The 17,821-nt window shown below is 72.6% G+C and carries 14 protein-coding genes; 5 read left to right on the top strand and 9 right to left on the bottom strand.

Annotated features, from left to right (window positions below):
- Positions 1-4 precede the first annotated feature (4 nt).
- On the bottom strand, positions 5-3,550 hold the full coding sequence (gene metH / locus AB0G28_RS19385) for a methionine synthase (RefSeq protein ID WP_361090211.1): 3,546 nt from the start codon (positions 3,548-3,550) through the stop codon (positions 5-7).
- A 38-nt stretch (positions 3,551-3,588) separates the two neighbouring features.
- On the opposite strand from metH, the gene AB0G28_RS19380 reads away from it, so the two are divergent.
- A complete protein-coding gene (locus AB0G28_RS19380) occupies positions 3,589-4,494 on the top strand; it encodes a PAC2 family protein (RefSeq protein ID WP_361090208.1) in 906 nt (301 codons plus the stop codon).
- Between the two features lies 1 nt (position 4,495).
- Here AB0G28_RS19380 and AB0G28_RS19375 read toward each other — a convergent pair whose 3' ends face one another.
- Positions 4,496-5,446, bottom strand: a complete 951-nt coding sequence (locus tag AB0G28_RS19375; RefSeq protein ID WP_361090205.1) for a phosphotriesterase — start codon at positions 5,444-5,446, stop codon at positions 4,496-4,498.
- Between the two features lie 38 nt (positions 5,447-5,484).
- Between AB0G28_RS19375 and AB0G28_RS19370 the strand changes: the two genes are divergently transcribed.
- Positions 5,485-6,030 carry a CGNR zinc finger domain-containing protein gene (locus AB0G28_RS19370; protein WP_361090202.1) on the top strand — a complete coding sequence of 182 codons (546 nt, stop codon included), beginning with the start codon at positions 5,485-5,487 and terminating at the stop codon, positions 6,028-6,030.
- A gap of 101 nt (positions 6,031-6,131) precedes the next feature.
- On the opposite strand, the gene AB0G28_RS19365 is transcribed toward AB0G28_RS19370, so the two are convergent.
- The 3 genes from AB0G28_RS19365 to AB0G28_RS19355 are packed head-to-tail and all read right to left on the bottom strand — an operon-like array spanning position 6,132 to position 8,775.
- Entirely contained in the window at positions 6,132-6,965 is an 834-nt protein-coding gene (locus AB0G28_RS19365) for a metallophosphoesterase (RefSeq protein ID WP_361090199.1), read from the bottom strand.
- Positions 6,929-8,191: an MFS transporter gene (locus AB0G28_RS19360; protein WP_361090196.1), complete on the bottom strand. Its 1,263-nt coding sequence runs from the start codon at positions 8,189-8,191 to the stop codon at positions 6,929-6,931. Before AB0G28_RS19360 ends, AB0G28_RS19365 begins: the two co-directional genes overlap by 37 nt.
- Entirely contained in the window at positions 8,188-8,775 is a 588-nt protein-coding gene (locus AB0G28_RS19355) for a helix-turn-helix domain-containing protein (RefSeq protein WP_361090193.1), read from the bottom strand. The genes AB0G28_RS19360 and AB0G28_RS19355 overlap by 4 nt, the downstream gene beginning before the upstream one ends.
- Positions 8,776-8,922: 147 nt before the next feature.
- Between AB0G28_RS19355 and AB0G28_RS19350 the strand changes: the two genes are divergently transcribed.
- Both AB0G28_RS19350 and AB0G28_RS19345 read left to right on the top strand, forming a co-directional pair.
- Positions 8,923-9,399: a MarR family transcriptional regulator gene (locus AB0G28_RS19350; RefSeq protein WP_361090190.1), complete on the top strand. Its 477-nt coding sequence runs from the start codon at positions 8,923-8,925 to the stop codon at positions 9,397-9,399.
- A gap of 156 nt (positions 9,400-9,555) precedes the next feature.
- Complete coding sequence (locus tag AB0G28_RS19345; RefSeq protein WP_361090187.1) at positions 9,556-11,187, top strand: ABC-F family ATP-binding cassette domain-containing protein; 1,632 nt, start codon at positions 9,556-9,558, stop codon at positions 11,185-11,187.
- Positions 11,188-11,238: 51 nt separating this feature from the next.
- Here AB0G28_RS19345 and mshC read toward each other — a convergent pair whose 3' ends face one another.
- The 4 genes from mshC to AB0G28_RS19325 all read right to left on the bottom strand — a co-directional run bounded on the left by mshC (position 11,239) and on the right by AB0G28_RS19325 (position 16,902).
- Complete coding sequence (mshC, locus tag AB0G28_RS19340) at positions 11,239-12,477, bottom strand: cysteine--1-D-myo-inosityl 2-amino-2-deoxy-alpha-D-glucopyranoside ligase (protein WP_361090184.1); 1,239 nt, start codon at positions 12,475-12,477, stop codon at positions 11,239-11,241.
- 24 nt (positions 12,478-12,501) lie between these two features.
- Entirely contained in the window at positions 12,502-13,278 is a 777-nt protein-coding gene (locus tag AB0G28_RS19335; protein WP_361090181.1) for a MerR family transcriptional regulator, read from the bottom strand.
- 268 nt (positions 13,279-13,546) lie between these two features.
- Positions 13,547-15,508: a VWA domain-containing protein gene (locus AB0G28_RS19330; RefSeq protein ID WP_361090178.1), complete on the bottom strand. Its 1,962-nt coding sequence runs from the start codon at positions 15,506-15,508 to the stop codon at positions 13,547-13,549.
- Positions 15,505-16,902 carry an ATP-binding protein gene (locus tag AB0G28_RS19325; protein WP_361090175.1) on the bottom strand — a complete coding sequence of 466 codons (1,398 nt, stop codon included), beginning with the start codon at positions 16,900-16,902 and terminating at the stop codon, positions 15,505-15,507. The genes AB0G28_RS19330 and AB0G28_RS19325 overlap by 4 nt, the downstream gene beginning before the upstream one ends.
- Before the next feature lie 113 nt (positions 16,903-17,015).
- Between AB0G28_RS19325 and AB0G28_RS19320 the strand changes: the two genes are divergently transcribed.
- Positions 17,016-17,813 carry a hypothetical protein gene (locus tag AB0G28_RS19320; RefSeq protein ID WP_361090172.1) on the top strand — a complete coding sequence of 266 codons (798 nt, stop codon included), beginning with the start codon at positions 17,016-17,018 and terminating at the stop codon, positions 17,811-17,813.
- The last annotated feature ends 8 nt before the right edge of the window (positions 17,814-17,821 follow it).

Genomic DNA, 17,821 nt, shown 5'->3' with positions numbered 1-17,821 from the left:
TCCCTCAGGTGTTGAAGTACTTGGCTTCCGGGTGGTGGCAGACGATCGCGTCGGTCGACTGCTCGGGGTGCAGCTGGTACTCCTCGGACAGCTTGACGCCGATCCGGCCCGGTTCGAGGAGGGCGACGATCTTCGCCCGGTCTTCGAGATCGGGACAGGCGCCATAGCCCAGGGAGAACCTGGCTCCACGGTAGCCGAGCTTGAAGAAGTCCTCGACGTCGTCGGGGTCCTCTGAGGCGACCGCCACACCGCCGGGGAACGTCAGCTCCTGGCGGATGCGGCAGTGCCAGTACTCGGCCAGTGCCTCGGTGAGCTGGACGCCGAGGCCGTGGACCTCCAGGTAGTCGCGGTAGGCGTCGGCGGCGAACAGCTCGTTCGCGTAGTCGGCGATCGGCTGGCCCATGGTGACGACCGTGAAGGGCACGACGTCGACTTCGCCCGCGTCACGCGGCCGGTAGAAGTCGGCCAGGCAGAGCCGCCGGTCGCGGCGCTGGCGCGGGAAGGTGAAGCGCAGCCGCTCCGGCGCGTCCGGTTCGGGTTCGGTCAGCACGACCAGGTCGTCGCCCTCGGCGTAGCACGGGAAGTAGCCGTAGACGACGGCCGCGTGGGCCAGGACGCCGTCGGCGGTCAACCGGTCGAGCCAGTATCGCAGCCGCGGCCGGCCTTCGGTCTCGACGAGTTCCTCGTACGTCGGCCCGGCGCCACCGCGGGCGCCCTTGAGGCCCCACTGGCCCATGAAGGTCGCGCGCTCGTCGAGCATCGCGGCGTAGTCGGCGAGCGGGACGCCCTTGACCACCCGCGAACCCCAGAACGGCGGGCTCGGCAACGGCACGTCGGTGGCGACGTCCGACCGCGCGGGCAGCGGTCCCTCTTCCTCGGCCTTGCGGGCTTTGCGCGCCTCGGCGATCCGCAGCGAGCGTTCGCGGCGTTCCTTGCGCTCCTGACGCTTTTTCTCCGCGTCGGCGTCCACCAACGGCGATTCCCCGCGCTTGGCGGCCATGATCGCGTCCATCAGCCGCAGGCCCTCGAACGCGTCCCGCGCGTAGCGGACGTCGCCGAGGTACAGCTCGGTCAGGTCGTTCTCCACATAGGACCGGGTGAGCGCGGCGCCGCCGAGCAGCACCGGCCAGCGCGCGGAGACGCCCCGGGAGTTCATCTCCTGGAGGTTCTCCTTCATGATCACCGTGGACTTCACCAGCAGCCCGGACATCCCGATCGCGTCGGCGCCGTGTTCCTCGGCCGCGTCGAGGATGGTCGTGATCGGCTGCTTGATGCCGAGGTTGACGACCTCGTAACCGTTGTTGGACAGGATGATGTCGACGAGGTTCTTGCCGATGTCGTGGACGTCGCCGCGGACGGTGGCCAGCACGATCCGGCCCTTGCCCGAATCGTCGTCCTTCTCCATGTGCGGCTCGAGGAGGGCGACGGCGGCCTTCATCACCTCGGCGGACTGGAGCACGAACGGCAGCTGCATCTGCCCGGAGCCGAACAGCTCGCCGACGGTCTTCATGCCGGACAGCAGCGTGTCGTTGATGATCTGCAGGGCGGGCCGCTGCTGCAGGGCCGCGTCGAGGTCGTCGGCGAGGCCGTTGCGCTCGCCGTCGACGATCCGGCGCTCCAGGCGTTCGAACAGCGGCAACGCGGCCAGCTCCTCGGCCCGCGACGCCTTCGAGGACGCCGCGCTGACGCCCTCGAACAGCGCCATCAGCTCCTGCAGCGGGTCGTAGCCTTCACGGCGGCGGTCGTAGACCAGGTCGAGCGCGACCGCGCGCTGGTCGTCCGGGATGCGCGCCATCGGGAGGATCTTCGACGCGTGCACGATCGCGGTGTCCAGCCCGGCTTGGACGCACTCGTGCAGGAACACCGAGTTCAGCACCTGCCGCGCCGCCGGGTTCAGGCCGAACGAGATGTTCGACAGACCCAGGGTGGTCTGGACTTCGGGGTGGCGGCGCTTGATCTCGCGGATGGCTTCGATCGTCTCGATGCCGTCGCGGCGGGACTCCTCCTGGCCGGTGGCGACGGTGAAGGTCAGCGCGTCGATGATGATGTCGGACGGCCGCAGGCCCCAGTTCCCCGTGATGTCCTCGATCAGCCGCGTCGCGATGTCGGCCTTCTTGGCCGCGGTCCGCGCCTGGCCCTCCTCGTCGATGGTCAGCGCGACGACGGCCGCGCCGAACTCGCTGACCAGGCCCATGACCTGGGCGAACCGGGACTCCGGCCCGTCGCCGTCCTCGTAGTTGACGGAGTTGACCGCGCACCGGCCGCCCAGGCGCTCCAGCCCGGCCCGCAGCACGGCGACCTCGGTGGAGTCGAGCATGATCGGCAGGGTCGACGCCGTGGCCAGGCGCCCGGCCAGCTCGGCCATGTCGGCGGTGCCGTCGCGGCCGACGTAGTCGACGCACAGGTCCAGCAGGTGGGCGCCGTCGCGGGTCTGCTCACGGGCGATCTCGACGCAGTCGTCCCAGCGGCCTTCGAGCATCGCGGTGCGGAATGCCTTCGAACCGTTGGCGTTGGTCCGCTCGCCGATCATCAGCACGCTGGCGTCCTGCTTGAACGGCACCGCCTGGTAGAGCGACGACACGCCCGGCTCGGGTCGCGGCCGCCGCGGGACCGGCGCCGTGTCCGCCACCGCCGCGGCGAGCTGCCGGATGTGCTCGCCGGTCGTCCCGCAGCAGCCGCCGACGAGGCCGACGCCGAACTCGCGGACGAACCCGGTCAGCGCCTCGACCAGGGCTCCCGGGCCGAGCGGGTACACCGCCCCGCCCGGGCCGAGCTCGGGCAGGCCGGCGTTGGGCATCACCGACAGCGGCACCCGGGCGTGCTTGGCCAGCTGCCGCAGGTGCTCGCTCATCTCCGCCGGGCCGGTGGCGCAGTTGAGCCCGATGACGTCGATGCCGAGCGGCTCGAGCGCCGCCAGTGCCGCACCGACCTCGGTGCCGAGCAGCATGGTGCCGGTCGTTTCGACGGTGATCGAAGCGAGGATCGGCACCTGACGGCCTTCCGCGGCCATCGCGTGCTTCGCGCCGATGATCGACGCCTTGGTCTGCAGGATGTCCTGGGTGGTCTCGACGATCACCGCGTCGGCGCCGCCGGCCAGCAGGCCCCGGACCTCTTCGGCGTAGGCGTCACGCAGCGTGGTGAACGGCGCGTGCCCGAGCGTCGGGAGCTTGGTGCCCGGGCCGACCGAGCCGAGCACGAACCGCGGGCGGTCCGGCGTCGCGAACTCGTCGGCGGTCTCGCGGGCCAGCCGCGCGCCGGCCTCGGCCAGCTCGAAGATCCGCCCGGTGATGCCGTACTCGGCGAAGTTGGCGAAATTGGCCCCGAAAGTGTTCGTTTCGACCGCGTCCGCCCCCGCTTCGAGGTACCCGCGGTGCACCGAGCGGACCACGTCCGGGCGGGTGACGTTGAGGATCTCGTTGCAGCCTTCGAGGCCGCCGAAGTCGTCCAGGCTCAGGTCGTGGGCCTGCAGGGCGGTGCCCATGGCCCCGTCGGCGACCAGGACGCGCGAGCGGAGGGCGGCCAGGAACGGTGACGACAGGCGGTCGGACATGCTGAACAGCGTAAGGCCGGTGGTCGTAGGCTGGTCCGGTGAGTGAGCCCGTCGACGAGACCCCGCGGCCGCCCGGCGACCGCACCGAACCCACCCGGCCTCTGATGGTCGTCGCCTTCGAAGGCTGGAACGACGCAGGTGACGCGGCCAGCCGGGCGGTCGAGCACCTGCAGCTGAACTGGGACGCCACGCCACTGGCGGAACTGGAGCCCGACGACTACTACGACTTCCAGGTCAGCCGCCCGACCGTCCGGATGGTGGACGGCGTCACTCGCCGGGTGGATTGGCCGACCACGCGGCTGTCGGTGTGCCGCCCTGACGGCTTCGACCGCGACGTGGTCCTCGTCCAGGGCCCCGAGCCGAACATGCGCTGGCGCGCGTTCTGCGCCGAACTGCTGAAGCACATCGAACAGCTGAACGTCGCGACGGTCGTGACGCTGGGGGCGCTGCTCGCCGACACCGCGCACACGCGGCCGGTCCCGGTCACCGGGACGGCGTACGACAAGGACACCGCGTCGCTCTACGGGCTCGACCTGAACAACTACCAGGGCCCGACCGGCATCGTCGGGATCCTGCAGGACTACTGCGTGCAGGCGGGCATCCCGGCCGTCTCGATCTGGGCGGCGGTGCCGCACTACGTGTCGCACCCGCCGTCCCCGAAGGCGACGCTGGCGCTGCTGCACAAGCTGGAGGACATCCTCGACGTCGAGATCCCCCTCGGCGCGCTGCCGGAGCAGTCCGAGGAGTGGCAGCGCACGGTGACCGAGATGGCCGACGAGGACGAGGAGATCAGCGAGTACGTCCGCAGCCTCGAAGAGCGCGGGGACGCGCAGAGCGAGGTCGTGGCCGAGGACGTCAGCGGCGACAAGATCGCGGCCGAGTTCGAGCGCTACCTGCGCCGCCGCGGCCGGGGCGGCGGGCAGGAAGGGTTCGGCCTGCGCTGAGTCACTTGCGCCAGCTGGTGGCGAACGCCCGCGCGGGGTTCGCCACCAGCATGGCCGTGACGACGTCGCCGCCGAGCAGCTTGGTGAGCCGCGGCGCCAGCGTGGTGAGCAGGTACGGGATACCCGGACCGCCGCCGAGCATCCGCATCGCCGAGGCGGTCGTCGTGTCGCCACCGAGCAGCAGCTGAGCGCCGTGCCCGGCCTCGACGAGGGTTTCGAGGCAGTCGGCGAGCCGCCAGTCCGTGGCGTGGTTCGCCCGCGAGGGCCCGTCGAAGGCCAAGAAAGTACCCGCTTCGGCGATCTCCCGCAGCAGCCGCAGGTCGGGGTTGCGGTTGAGGTGCCCGAGGATCACCCGTTCGGGCGGCACGTCGTGGGTCCGGCAGAGGTGCTCGATCGTCTCGAGCGCGCCGGTCCCCTGCTCCAGGTGGACCGCGATCGGCGCGCCGGTCTCCTCGTGCGCGACCGCCGCGGCGGTCATCGTCAGCCGGGCGTGGTCGTCGATCCCGTGGAACGCGCTCGCGACCTTGATCAGCCCCGCGCGCGGGCCCGTCCGCGGCCCGAAGAAGTCGTCGTCGGGGTGCGTGCCTTCCGTCAGGTCGCCGACGAAGAGCCCGACCAGGCTGTCGACGACCGCGTCGAGCAGGTTCTCGCGGTAGTGCTCACGCCGGTGCAGGCCGGTGGCCGCGACCACGTGCACCTCGCCGATGTCGGCCGCGACGCGGGCGAGATCCCGGGTCTTGCGGCCGAGACCGAAGGGCGTCCACTGCACCAGCGTCGTGCCGCCGGCGGACTTGAAGCCGAGCAGTTCCTCCTCGGCCGCGCCCCAGTGGTCGAGCTCCTGGCCGGGCAGCTTCGCCGAGGCGAAGAAGAGGTGGTCGTGCGAGTCGGTCACGCCCAGCTCGGCCGGATCGACGTCGCCCAGCACCGTGCGGACCTTGGGTTCCCCAGTCACGACCGCAAGTGTAACGTCTCACCCGTTACGATGACGAGGTGTCCGAAGACTTCCGCCTCGACATGGGCGCCCCCTGGCTGAACCTGCTGGCCACCCGTGGCCGCCACTTCGGATCCCAGCCGGTCGAACGCCTGCCGACGGCGGAGCGGCTGCGCGAGTGGCTGGCCCGCTCCGAGCTGACCCCGCTCGCCCCGGTCACGGACGCCGACCTGGCCCGGGCCCGCGAGCTGCGCGAGGTCCTGCGGCCCCTGGCCCTGGGCGCGGTCGACGGCATCACGCCCCGGGCGGAGCAGGTGCGGGCACTCGCGGCGTTCCTCGAGCCGGAGCCGGTGCACCTGGCCGCGCTCGACCGGCTGCACCGCAGTGCCCCGCCGACGGCGGCCGCCGCCTTCGCCCGGCTGGCTCACCAGGCCGCGGACTGGCTCACCGGGCCGTTGCGGCACGACCTGCGGGCCTGCCCCGAGCAGGACTGCCGCGGCGTCTTCGCCGACCCGGGCGGGCGGCGGCGCTGGTGTCCCTCCCCCGCCTGCGCCAGCCGTGGCCGGGTACGCGCGCTCAGGGAACGGCGACGCGCGGAGTCATGACGGCCGGAGGATCCGGTGCGTCGGCACCGCGCCCGGCTGACTGGTGAGCCGCCCCGCCGGGCCGCTGCCCGGGGCCGATCGCCGGCCTCACCTCCGCCCGATCAGGACGGCCAGAGGATCCGGCGCATCGGCACCGCGCCCCGCGCCCGCTTCCGCCATTCGCGCGGGTAGCCCAGCGAGACCTCCTCGAAGCGGACGCCGTCGGCTTCGGTGGTGCGCGGGATGTGCAGGTGGCCGTAGACGGCGATCTCCGCGCGGTAGCGGACGTGCCAGTCCTCGGTCTGCGTGGTGCCGCACCACAGCGCGAACTCCGGCCAGTACAGCGGCGCCGTGGGGTGCCGGTGCAGCGGCCAGTGCGACATCAGGATCGTGCCGTGGTCTTCGGGGATCGCGTCGAGGCGTCCGGTGCTGATCTTGAGCCGGTCCGCGCACCACGCCTGCCGGCTCGGGTACGGGTCGGGGTGCAGGAGGTACTCGTCGGTGCACACCACCCCGGCCTCCCTGGCCTGGCGCAGCGCCTCCGCCAGGGACTTCCCTTCCGCCTCCGGGGTCCGCCAGCTGTAGTCGTAGAGCAGGAACAGCGGCGCGATCGTCAGCGGCCGCGGGCCGTGCCGCCAGACCGGGAACTCGTCCTCCGGCGTCAGCACGCCGATCTCGCGGCACCGGTCGACGAGGTACTCGTAGCGAGCCTGGCCCCGCAGCTGGCAGTCGTCGTTCTTCGTCGTCCACAGCTCGTGGTTGCCCGGGACCCAGACGACCTTCGCGAAGCGCTCGCGCAGGGTCTTCAGCGTCCCGATGGTCGCTTCGGCCAGCTCGGCGACGTCACCGGCGACGAGCAGCCAGTCTTCGGGCGTTTCCGGGACGACCGAGTCGAGGATCGGGCCGTTGCCCTCATGGGTCACGTGGAGGTCGCTCGTGGCGAAGAGGTGCGGCACCCCTCCACCGTAGCCACCGCGGGCGCGGGGACTTCGCGAAACCTGCGCATGCGGCCCAGCATCAGGACCCCGGCGAAGACGTAGACACCGGCCTGGACGTTCAGCAGCACCGCCGGTCCGGTCGCGGCGACCAGGGTGCCCGCCAGCAGCGCGCCGACGCCCGCGAACGTGGCGACGGCGGCGAACGTCGTGCTCAGCACCCGCCCGGCCCGCTCGGGCGCGACCGCGCTCTGGATCTCCGACAGCAGCCCGGCGCCGACGACCACGCCGGGGGCACCCGCCAGCACGAACAACCCGACGTACACGCCCAGCGCCGTCGTCACCAGGGGCAGGTTCCAGATCAGCGCGGACACCAGGCCGAGCGCGATCGAACCCCAGCCGAGCAGCGCGGCCGGCGCCACCCGCCGCGCCACGGTCGCCAGGGCGAACCCGGCGGCGAGCCCGCCGAGGGCCTGCACGCCCCGCAGCAGCCCGGCGTCGGCTTCGCTGCCGCCGAGCACGTCGAGGACGTACACCACGAACAGCACCAGGAACATGCCCTGCGCCAGCGAGGTAAACACCAGCGCCAGCCCGGTCCGCCGCAGGCGCCGGTTGTGCGTCAGCTCCCGCAGGCCGTCGAGCCAGGCGCGCACCACCGGTTCCCGCGCCACCGCCGGGGCCGGGGCGGCGATCCGGCGGAACGGCTTGGCCAGCAGGGCCGCCGCCACCACGAGGACGGCCAGGTAGCCGATGACGACGTCGGCGAGCCCGCCGAAACCCAGCAGCGCGCCGCCCGCCCAGCCGCCGGCCAGCCGGGCGACACTGCCGTTGACGCTCATCAGCCCGTTGGCGCCGGTCACTTCGCCGGCGCCGACCAGCTCCGGGACCAGCGCGTTGCGCGCCGGTTCGAACACCGACGCCAGCGCCGCCTGCGCGGCCATCACCGCGTACACCACGACGACGCCGGGTTCGGCCAGCAGCGGGAGCGCCACGGCGGCGAGCCCGCAGCAGACACCGAACAGCATTGCCCGGCGGTTCCACCGGTCCGCGACGACGCCCGCGACCGGGCTCAGCAGCACCGCGGGCAGCAAGCCGAGCACGATGCCCAACGCCGTGGTCGCGGCCGAGCCGGTGCGCTGGAAGACGTAGACCGGCAACGCCACCTGCAGCATCCACTCGGCCGTTTCGCCGAAGAAGGCCGCGACCCACAGCCGGGCGAACGCCGGCACCCCCAGCAGCTGTCTCATGCCTCCGCCTTCCCCGAGTGTTCGATGCGCGGGAACGCCCGCAGGCCGACGTGCACCGAGCGCGCGTCCGGCGGCGCGTCGGCCCGGATGGCGCCGACGTACGGCCGGACCAGCGCGTCGATCGCCTCGGTCAGCCGGGTCAGCTCCGCCGGGGTGACCCGCAGGGCGTACGTCGACAGGCCGGCCGCGGCGCGCCAGGCCGGGTCGAGGTCGTCGAGGGAGTCCAGGTACCGCTGCGTCAACTCTTGCTCGTGGGCCAGCGTCGCGCCGACCACGCCCAGCTGGGCGGCCCGGTGCGCCGGGTCGTCGGCCGGCTCCCCCATCTCCAGGCCGACCTGCCGGGCACGCCACGGCCGTTCCCGGCCGTCCTCGGCGCCGGCCCGCTCGACCAGGCCGTACTGCGCGAGCTGCCGCAGGTGCCAGCTGCAGTTGGACGCCGTCGAGCCGACCGCCTCCGCGCACTCGCTCGCGGTCCGCGGACCGACGGCGGTCAGGTGGTTCAGCAGCGCCGACCGCAGCGGGTGCGCCAGCGCGCGCAGCAGCTCGACGTCCTCGATCCGCTTGCGCGGTGGCAGCTCGGCCATCGGTACCCCCCTTCTGAAAGCTCTCTTTCGAAAGTACTCTTTCATACTTGAGGCCGCCCGCGGGTTTGTCAACCGGCTCCGCTATCGTTCGCGGGGCAGTGACTGCACGGAGCAGTGACTGCGTCGTCACCCGACCTTGGATGGACGTTGCCCGACCAGCGCGAACTCGCCACCGCCGCCGCCCTCGCCCTCCCCCGGTTCGTGGGCTCGACCGCGCTCTTCCACGCGGCGGTCGCCGAGCGGATGGCCGTCACCCCGGCCGAACTGCACTGCCTGCACCTGCTCCACGGCGGCGTCAGCGACTCCCCGACCGAGCTCGCCCGGCTGCTCGGCATGTCCACGGGTGCGTTCACCCGGCTGCTCGACCGGATGGAACGGCACCGGCTCGCCGAGCGCGCGCCCGATCCGTCGGACCGCCGCCGGCTCGTCGTCCGGCCCCTGCCCGACCGGATGGCCGAACTCGCCGAGCTGTACGCGCCGATGGCCCGGTTCGTCGGCGACCGGCTCGCCCGCTTCGACCGCCGTCAGCTGACGGCACTGCTCGAGTTCCTCACCGACGGCACCGCGGCGGCCGAACGGTCGGCCGCACAGCTGCCGGATGTGACCCAGGCCATAACGAGTTGACTAACTCTACGGATGTTGCGTTAACCTGGTTCCACTATGAGGAACTGAACCGCGCCCATCCCGCTTGAGGCGGCACCCGGTCGAGCCGATGCTCCCGCGTGCCACGACGCCCGGCCGGGATCTCCGCTTTCTTCCCCCAGGGCTCGGTGATCGCACATGGCTCCCCTTTTTCCGTTGCAGGCCAAGGACGTCGTCTTCGGCTACGGCACCCGCGTCGTCCTCGACGGCGTCTCCCTCACCGCGTCGGCCGGGCAGCGGCTCGGTCTGGTCGGCGAGAACGGCACCGGCAAGTCCACGCTGCTGCGCCTGCTCGCCGGGCTCGAAGAACCCCGCTCCGGCGAGGTGCTCCGCGGCCCGGACGTCGGGTTCCTGCTGCAGGAACTGCCGTTCCCGGCGGAGGCGACCTTCGCCGACGTCCTCGACGACGCCCTCGCCGAGATCCGGACCGCCGCGGCCCGGCTCGACGAGCTGACCGCGGCCATGACCGACCGGCCGGACGACACCGGCGTGCTCGAGGAGTACGGCCGGGTCCTCGAGTGGGCGCAGGCCCACGACCTCTGGGACGCCGACCGCCGCGCGAAGCTCGTCTGCGACGGGCTCGGCCTCGGCGGTGTCGAACCCCACCGGCGGCTCGGCACGCTGTCGGGCGGGCAGCGGTCCCGGCTCGGCCTGGCCGCGCTGCTGATCCGGCAGCCGGAGACGCTGCTGCTCGACGAGCCGACCAACCACCTCGACGACGCCGCGATGGAGTTCCTGGAACGCCACCTCACCACGCTGACCGGGATCGTCGTGCTCTCTTCGCACGACCGGGTGTTCCTCGACGCCGTCTGCACCGACATCGTCGACCTCGATCCGGCGGCCGCGGACCGGCAGGCCGGCGGCGCGGTCCGCTACGGCGGCAGCTACTCGGACTACCTCGGGCACAAGCGCGCCGAGCGAGCGCGCTGGGAGCAGCGGTACGCCGAAGAGCAGGAGGAACTCAAGGAGCTGCGCGAAACCGTCGCGGTCACGGCGCGGAACGTCGCCTACGGCCGCGGCCCGCGCGACAACGACAAGTTCATCCACGCCTTCAAGGGCGCCCGCGTCCAGAAGACGATCTCGCGGCGGGTCCGCGACGCCGAACAGCGCCTGGAGAACCTGGAACGCGACCAGGTGCGCAAACCCCCGGCGCCGCTGCGGTTCCGGGCCGAGCTCACCGGCCGCGCCACCGGCGACGGCCCGGCGATCTCGGTGCGTTCCCTCGAAGTTCCGGGACGGCTGCGGCTGCCACGGCTCGACATCGGCGGTTCGGCCCGGCTGCTCGTCACCGGCGGCAACGGGGCCGGGAAGTCGACGCTCCTGCACGTGCTGGCCGGACGCCTCGCGCCCACGGCCGGAACCGTCCACTTCGGACACGGTGTCCGGGTCGGGCTGCTGGAGCAGGACGTCGTGTTCGCCGAGCCGGAGCGGAACGCGGCCCAGGTGTACCGGGACGCGCTCGGCGAGGACGCTCCCCCGCTGAGCCGGCTCGGCCTGCTGGCTTCCCGCGACCTGCGGCAGCCCGTCGGAGCGCTTTCGGTGGGCCAGCGGCGCCGGCTGGCCCTGGCGATCCTGCTCGCCGAACCGCCGGACGTCCTCCTGCTCGACGAACCGACGAACCACATTTCGCTGACCTTGGCGGAAGAGCTGTTCGCGGCCCTGGAGACGGCGCCGGGCGCGGTCGTCATCGCGTCCCACGACCGCTGGCTGCGCCGTGACTGGTCAGGCGACCACCTGGAGCTGGCCGCCGGCCGACCCGCCGCCGTATAGGTCGTTATACGGTTGAGGGGGCACTTTCACGTGAAAGTGCCCCCTCAACCGTCAGAGGGTGATGCCGAGGAGGGCGTCGACGGCGATGCGGATCAGGCCCGGGGCCGCCGGGTCGGTGCCGTCGCGGCGCAGGGCCTCGTTGGCCCACGCGTCGATCGCCGCCAGGGCCTTCGGGGTGTCGAGGTCGTCGGACAGGTGGTCGCGCAGCCGCGTCACCGTGTCCTCCGCCGAAGGGCCGGTGGCCAGGGAGACGGCTTCCCGCCAGCGGGCGAGCCGGGCTTCGGCGTCGGCGAGCAGCCGCGCGGTCCACGGGCGGTCTTCGCGGTAGTGGCCGGCGAACAGCGCCAGCCGGATCGCGCCCGGGTCGACCTGGTCGGCGCGCAGCCGCGAGACGAACACCAGGTTCCCGCGCGACTTCGACATCTTCTCGCCGTCGAGGCCGATCATCCCGGCGTGCACGTAGTGGCGGGCGAACGGGCCGTCCTTGGCCACGGCTTCGGCGTGCGCCGCGCTGTACTCGTGGTGCGGGAAGATCAGGTCCGAGCCGCCGCCCTGGAGGTCGAACCCGAGGCCCAGCCGGTTGACCGCGATCGCGCTGCACTCGATGTGCCAGCCCGGCCGGCCGGCGCCGAGCTCGGACTCCCACGACGGCTCGCCTTCGCGAGCGACGCGCCACAGCAGCGCGTCCAGCGGGTGGCGCTTGCCGGCTCGGTCGGGGTCGCCGCCGCGCTCCGCGAAGAACTTCCGCATGGTCGGCTCGTCGTAGTTCGACTCGTAGCCGAACTTCCCGGTCGCCGTGTGGTCGAAGTAGACGTCGGGGAACTGCGGGTCGTCCGCGCGGTACGCGGCGCCGTTGGCCAGCAGTTTCGCGATGACCTCGACGATCTCCGGGATGCTCTCGACGGCGCCGACGAACTGCTGCGGCGGGATCACGCGCAGCGCGGTCATGTCCTCGCGGAAGAGCGCCGTCTCCCGCATGCCGAGCACGACCCAGTCGTCCTGGTCTCGCTCGGCGCGTTCCAGCAGCGGCTCGTCGATGTCGGTGACGTTCTGCACGTAGTGGACGTCGTGCCCGTTGTCCCGCCAGATGCGGTTCACCAGGTCGAAGGCGAGATACGTCGCGGCGTGCCCCAGGTGCGTCGCGTCGTAGGGCGTGATGCCGCAGACGTACATCCGGGCGGTGGCGCCGGGCGCGGTCGGGCGGATCTGCCCGGTGGCCGTGTCGTGGAGCCGCAGCGGGCGGGGGGTGCCGGGGATGCGGGGCACGTCGACCGATGACCAAGTCTGCATACCTCGACTGTAAGGGCTCGTGCGTCATGCCTTCCCGAGCGGTGGGACGAGCCTCACGCGCGCGTAGGCTTCGATGGCGCTCGCGAGCCACGCCGGCAGCTGCGGGTCGGCCCGGGCGGCCAGGTCCCGCTGCCGCGGATCGGTCAGGTAGAGCCCGCCCATCGCGGCGTAGGCCGACGCGGTCGGCTGCCAGAAGCGGCTCACCGACTCGTAGTGCCGGGCGACGACGTCGAGCGCGGCGGGGTCTTCCGGCCCCGCGCCGGAGCGCATGACGTCGGCCAGCCGCCGGAACAGCGCCGCGCTCTGGGCGGCCGCGTGCTCGTAGTCGGCGGCGGTGAGCCCCTGCTGGGCGGCCTGCGCGACGTCGAAGGCCGCCCCGGCGCCCTCGCCGAAGGTCTCGCGGTAGGTCTGCCGCATGGCGGCGCCGTCCTTGCGCAGCCCCGCGAAGAACCGCTCCGGATCCTCGATCCGGGCGTCGCCGAGATCGGCGATGGTTTCGACGACGGTGGCGATGACCCGGTCGAGCCGGCGCCGCTCCTCTTCCAGCTGCGCCAGGTGCCCGCGCAGCGCGGCCGCCTCGTCGACCTGCTCGCCCAGGATCGCGCCGATCTCGGCCAGGCCGAGGCCGAGCCGCCGCAGCAGCAGGATGCGCTGCAGGCGCAGCAGTTCGAACCGGCCGTACCAGCGGTAGCCGTTCGCCGCCACCGAAGCCGGCGTGAGCAGGCCGATCGCGTCGTAGTGGCGCAGCATCCGGGCCGACACGCCGGACGCCTTCGCGACCTGGCTGATCGAGTACTGCATCCGTTCAGCTTAGAAGTTGACCTTCACACGGTGTCAACTTCTCCCGCCGCCATCACGATCAGGGGCAGGCGCGGCTCGTGAACGGGAGAGTCGGCGCGGGAACTGAGGCACCCGGTGGCGGAGTGCTCGCCGTCCAGGACTGCGGGCCCGGACCGGGAAGGTGGTCGCCGCCGTCCGCGGTCCGCTGTGCGCCGGCCGAACGTCTTGAACGACTCTTTCCTGTCCTCCGACGACAGGAAAGAGTCGTTCAAGACGTTCGGCAGAAGCGCTACCGCCGGGCGCGCAGGTAGTCGCCGACCACCGCGGCGCCGAGGCCGTCGAGGTCCGGCGCCACCACCCGGCCGCCCGACCGGCGGGCGATCAGGTCCACGAACGCCGTCAGCCGCGGGTCGTCACCGAGGCGGAACACCGAGATCGACGCGCCCAGCTTGGCCAGCCGGTCCACTTCGGACAGTGTCTTCTGGAGGGTCCGGGGCTGGGGCGGGTAGTCGAAGACCGCCTCGCCGTCCGGTTCCAGGTGGGCCGTCGGCTCGCCGTCGGTGACCATCAGCACCACCGGCTGCGCGTCCGGGTGCCGCCGCAGGTGCTGCCCGGCGAGCAGCAGCCCGTGGTGGGCGTTGGTGCCCTGCTCCCAGGCCCCTTCCAGGCCGACCAGCTCCGGCAGCTCGACCGACTGCGCGTACCGGCCGAACGTGATCAGCTGCAGCGCGTCGTTGCGGAAGCGCGTGCTGATCAGCTGGTGCAGCGCGAGCGCGGTGCGCTTCATCGGCAGCCAGCGGCCTTCCTGCACCATCGACCACGACGTGTCGACCAGCAGCGCCACCGCCGCCCGGGTGCGGTGCTCGGTCTCCACCACCTCGACGTCCTCGACGTCGAGCCGCACCTGCCGCTCCCCCACCGAAACCGACCGGAGCACGGCGTTGCGGATCGTCCGCGGCACGTCCCAGGGCTGCATGTCCCCGAACCGCCACGGCCGCGACGCGCCGGTGGGCTCGCCGGCCGCGCCCGCCGACTCGGTCTCGCGTTCGCCGGTCTTGCCGCGCAGCGCGTTGACGATGTCGGACAGCACCGTCTCGCCGAGGCGCCGCAACGCCTTGGGCGACAACCGGAGCGACCCGTCCGCGGCGCGTTCGAACAGGCCCTGGCGGCGCAGTTCCCGCTCGAGTTCGGACAGCCGGCGCGCGTCGACGCCGGCGTCCTTGCCGAGCTGGCGTTCGAGGGCCTCCAGGTCGATGTCCTCGAGCCGCGCGCCGGGATACGACTGGCCGAGCTGCTCGGCCAGCGCGTCCAGCTCCGCGAGGTCCTGCATGGCCTGGGCGCCTTCGCCCATGCCCAGCGGGTTGTTGCCGCGGAAACGCGAGGAGCCCGTCCAGTCCTCGCCCGGCCGGGCCGCCCGCAGCTGACTGTCCAATCGCGACAGCTGCTGCGCCAGGCGCGGGTCGCCGAACGCCTGCTGGGTCAGCTCGGCGAGCTCGGCGCGCTGCTCGGCCGACATCGAGTTCAGCATCCGCTGCGCGGCCGCCGACCGCTCGGCCAGCGCGTCGATCAGCTCCTCGACGTTGCGCGGGTTCTCCGGGAAGAACTCGCCGTGCTTGGCCATGAAGTCTTCGAAGCGCTGCTGGATGTCCTCCGCGCCGCGGGCGTGGGCGTCGAGCAGGTCGTTGAGGTCGGAGAGCATCTCGTTGATCCGCTCGACGTCCTCGGGCCCGGCGTTCCGCAGCGCCTGCTTCATGCCCTGGAACCGGGACTCCATCAGCTCCTGGCCCAGCAGGTCCCGGATCTTCTGGTAGTTCTCGCGGCCTTGTTCGGAGCGCCAGTCGTAGTTCGCGAGCTCGTTGACGGCCGCGGCCGTGCCCGGCGGCAGCGCGTCGAGCTGGGCCTCCCGGAACCGGGCGTCGTCGTCCGGGTCCGGGAACAGCTCGCGCCGCTCGGCGTCGAGGGCTTCCTGCAGCAGGCGCTGGACCTCCTGCAGGGTGCCGTCGAGGTTGTTGCGCCGCTGGATCTGCGAGCGGCGCTGCCAGAGCCGCCGGGTCAGCTCGTCGAGGCCCGCGGTGCGGTTCGTGCCGCGCCGCAGCATCTCCTCCAGCGCGGCTCTCGGCGACGCCCCGGCCATGACGTCCTGGCCGATCTCGTCGAGCGCGTCGCGCAGGTCGGCCGGCGGCGCGAGGGGGTCCGGCCCGTCGTGCCACGGGCCGTAGGAGTAGCCGTCGGGAAGCGGGACCGCGGTCATCGGCCGTAGACGGTCGTCGTGTCGTCGGAGTCCTTGGCGAGCCTTCGCGACAGGAACAGCATTTCCAGGGCGAGTTCGACGGCGGCCGCGATCCGGCCGGCGGGCTCGTCGGCGGCGACCCCGGCGCGCCGGGCCACCTCGTGCAGCACCGGCAGTTCCGGCAGAGCTTCGAGGACGTCCTTGCCCGGCACGCGCTCGCCGGTGGACACCAGGTGGCCGTCGCCGACCGCGTCGGCCAGCGGCCGCAGGTCGAGGCCGGCGAAGCGGTCGCGGGCGGTCTCGGCGATCGCCATCCGCAGCAGGTGCACGAGGTGCTCGATCTCGCGGCCTTCTTCGCCGGGCTCGAACTCGATCTTGCCGCGCAGCACCGACGGGACGGCGTCGAGGTCGACCGGGCGGGCGACGGCCGGCTCCTCCCCCGTCAGCGCCGAGCGCCGCAGGGCGGCCGCGGCCACGGTTTCGGCCGCGGCGACGGCGAACCGCGCGGACACGCCCGAGCGCTGGTCGATCGCCGTCGATTCGCGCAGGTTGCGCACGAACCGGGCGAGCACCTCCAGCAGCGGCTCCCCGACCTCGGCGACCAGGTTCGCCTCCTGCCGGACGACCGCCACTTCCGCCTCGACGTCGAGCGGGTAGTGGGTGCGGATCTCGGCGCCGAAGCGGTCCTTGAGCGGGGTGATGATCCGGCCGCGGTTGGTGTAGTCCTCGGGGTTCGCGGTGGCGACGAGCAGGACGTCCAGCGGCAGCCGCAGCGTGTAGCCGCGGACCTGGATGTCGCGCTCTTCCATCACGTTCAGCAGCGCGACCTGGATGCGCTCGGCGAGGTCGGGCAGCTCGTTGATGGCGACGATGCCGCGGTGGGCGCGCGGGACCAGGCCGAAGTGGATGGTCTCGGGGTCGCCGAGGCTGCGGCCTTCGGCGACCTTCACCGGGTCGACGTCACCGATCAGGTCGCCGACCGAAGTGTCCGGTGTGGCCAGTTTTTCGGTGTAGCGCTCGGAGCGGTGGCGCCAGGCCACCGGCAGGTCGTCGCCGAGCTCGGCGGCGCGGCGGATCGACGCGGGCGTGATCGGCTGCAGCGGGTGCTCGCCCAGCTCGGCGCCCTCGATGACGGGCGTCCACTCGTCGAGCAGGCCGGCGAGGGTGCGCAGCAGGCGGGTCTTGCCCTGGCCGCGTTCGCCGAGCAGGACGACGTCGTGGCCGGCCAGCAGCGCGCGTTCCAGCTGCGGCAGCACGGTGCGGGAGAACCCGACGATGCCGGGCCAGGCGTCCTCGCCGTTCTTGAGGGCCTCGAGGAGGTTGTCGTGGATCTCTTGCGCGATCGGGCGCGGCTCGTACCCGGCCGCGCGCAGGGCCCCGGCGGTGCGGGGAAGAGCGTCTGGAACTGCGTTCACCCGTTCGACGCTACTGCCGGATCGGCGGCCCGTCGATGTGGAGCGACTCCAGCGTGGGCGCGCGCTCGGTGCAAGGGGCGGCCCGGTAAAATAGGCCAGTAAAATAGCGAACTGTGTGCCGTCCCAGTGCGACTTTCGCGGTCTGGTCGAGCGCGTGGCTGAACGGAGCCGCGGCGTCCGACGATGTGCTCGACGCCCTGCTCGCGTGGGGTGAGGCCCACGACGTGGTCGCCGCTGACGCGGCCGCGGCCGAGGCGTTCGCGCTCCCGCTGGCCTTCAACCGGGCGGCCACGCCGGTGCAGCTGCTCATGGCCCTGCGTTCGCAGGGAGCGAAATCCCTCCACCTGGTCCTGCCGGTGCCGGGCGACGTCCGCGGCCTCGGCGGCGGCGGGCCGTTCACCGAGGCGGCGTTGCGCGCCGGTGACGCGCTCGTGCTCCCCGACCTCGGTTTCGGCCTGGTCCCGGAGCCGATCGCCGAAGGCCTGGTGCGCTGGACGGTCTACTCGCTGCCCGCGCCGGCGCCCCCGGAGTACGTGGCCCTCGGCGAGGCCGAGCACGGGCTGACGGACGCGATCCGGGCCAGCGCGGGAGCGTTGCAGGCGCTGGACGTGGCTTCGGACCGGCCGGGCGTGCGGGCGGAGCTGTCGGCCCACCTGCGCTCACGACCGGACGTGGACTGGCCGGCCGGAACACCGGGGCGCGCGCTGCGGGTGCTGCAGCGGGCCGAGGAGATCGCGGCGATCCTGGCGATCGCGTCGTCCGACGACCCGGGCGGAGCGCTTTCGGCTTCGGCGTCGACGCTGCGAGCCCAGGCGTTGCGCCCGCTGTCGGACGCGGTCCGGACGGCCCGCTGCGCGGCGGTCAACGAAGCCGTGCGGGTGTTCGGGGAGCAGACGGCCCGCGAAGGCTGAGTACGGTC

It is taken from the genome of Amycolatopsis sp. NPDC021455 (genome assembly GCF_040640995.1).
In the GTDB taxonomy this organism is placed as follows: domain Bacteria; phylum Actinomycetota; class Actinomycetes; order Mycobacteriales; family Pseudonocardiaceae; genus Amycolatopsis.
Note: the sequence above shows the minus strand (reverse complement) of the source record. Positions and strands in the feature narration are given on the sequence as shown.

Coding starts and splice junctions, on each gene's coding strand:
- metH (WP_361090211.1), bottom strand. CDS start 3,550: ATGTCCGACCGCCTGTCGTCACCGTTCCTGGCCGCCCTCCGCTCGCGC.
- AB0G28_RS19360 (WP_361090196.1), bottom strand. CDS start 8,191: ATGAGACAGCTGCTGGGGGTGCCGGCGTTCGCCCGGCTGTGGGTCGCG.
- AB0G28_RS19355 (WP_361090193.1), bottom strand. CDS start 8,775: ATGGCCGAGCTGCCACCGCGCAAGCGGATCGAGGACGTCGAGCTGCTG.
- AB0G28_RS19345 (WP_361090187.1), top strand. CDS start 9,556: ATGGCTCCCCTTTTTCCGTTGCAGGCCAAGGACGTCGTCTTCGGCTAC.
- mshC (WP_361090184.1), bottom strand. CDS start 12,477: ATGCAGACTTGGTCATCGGTCGACGTGCCCCGCATCCCCGGCACCCCC.
- AB0G28_RS19335 (WP_361090181.1), bottom strand. CDS start 13,278: ATGCAGTACTCGATCAGCCAGGTCGCGAAGGCGTCCGGCGTGTCGGCC.
- AB0G28_RS19330 (WP_361090178.1), bottom strand. CDS start 15,508: ATGACCGCGGTCCCGCTTCCCGACGGCTACTCCTACGGCCCGTGGCAC.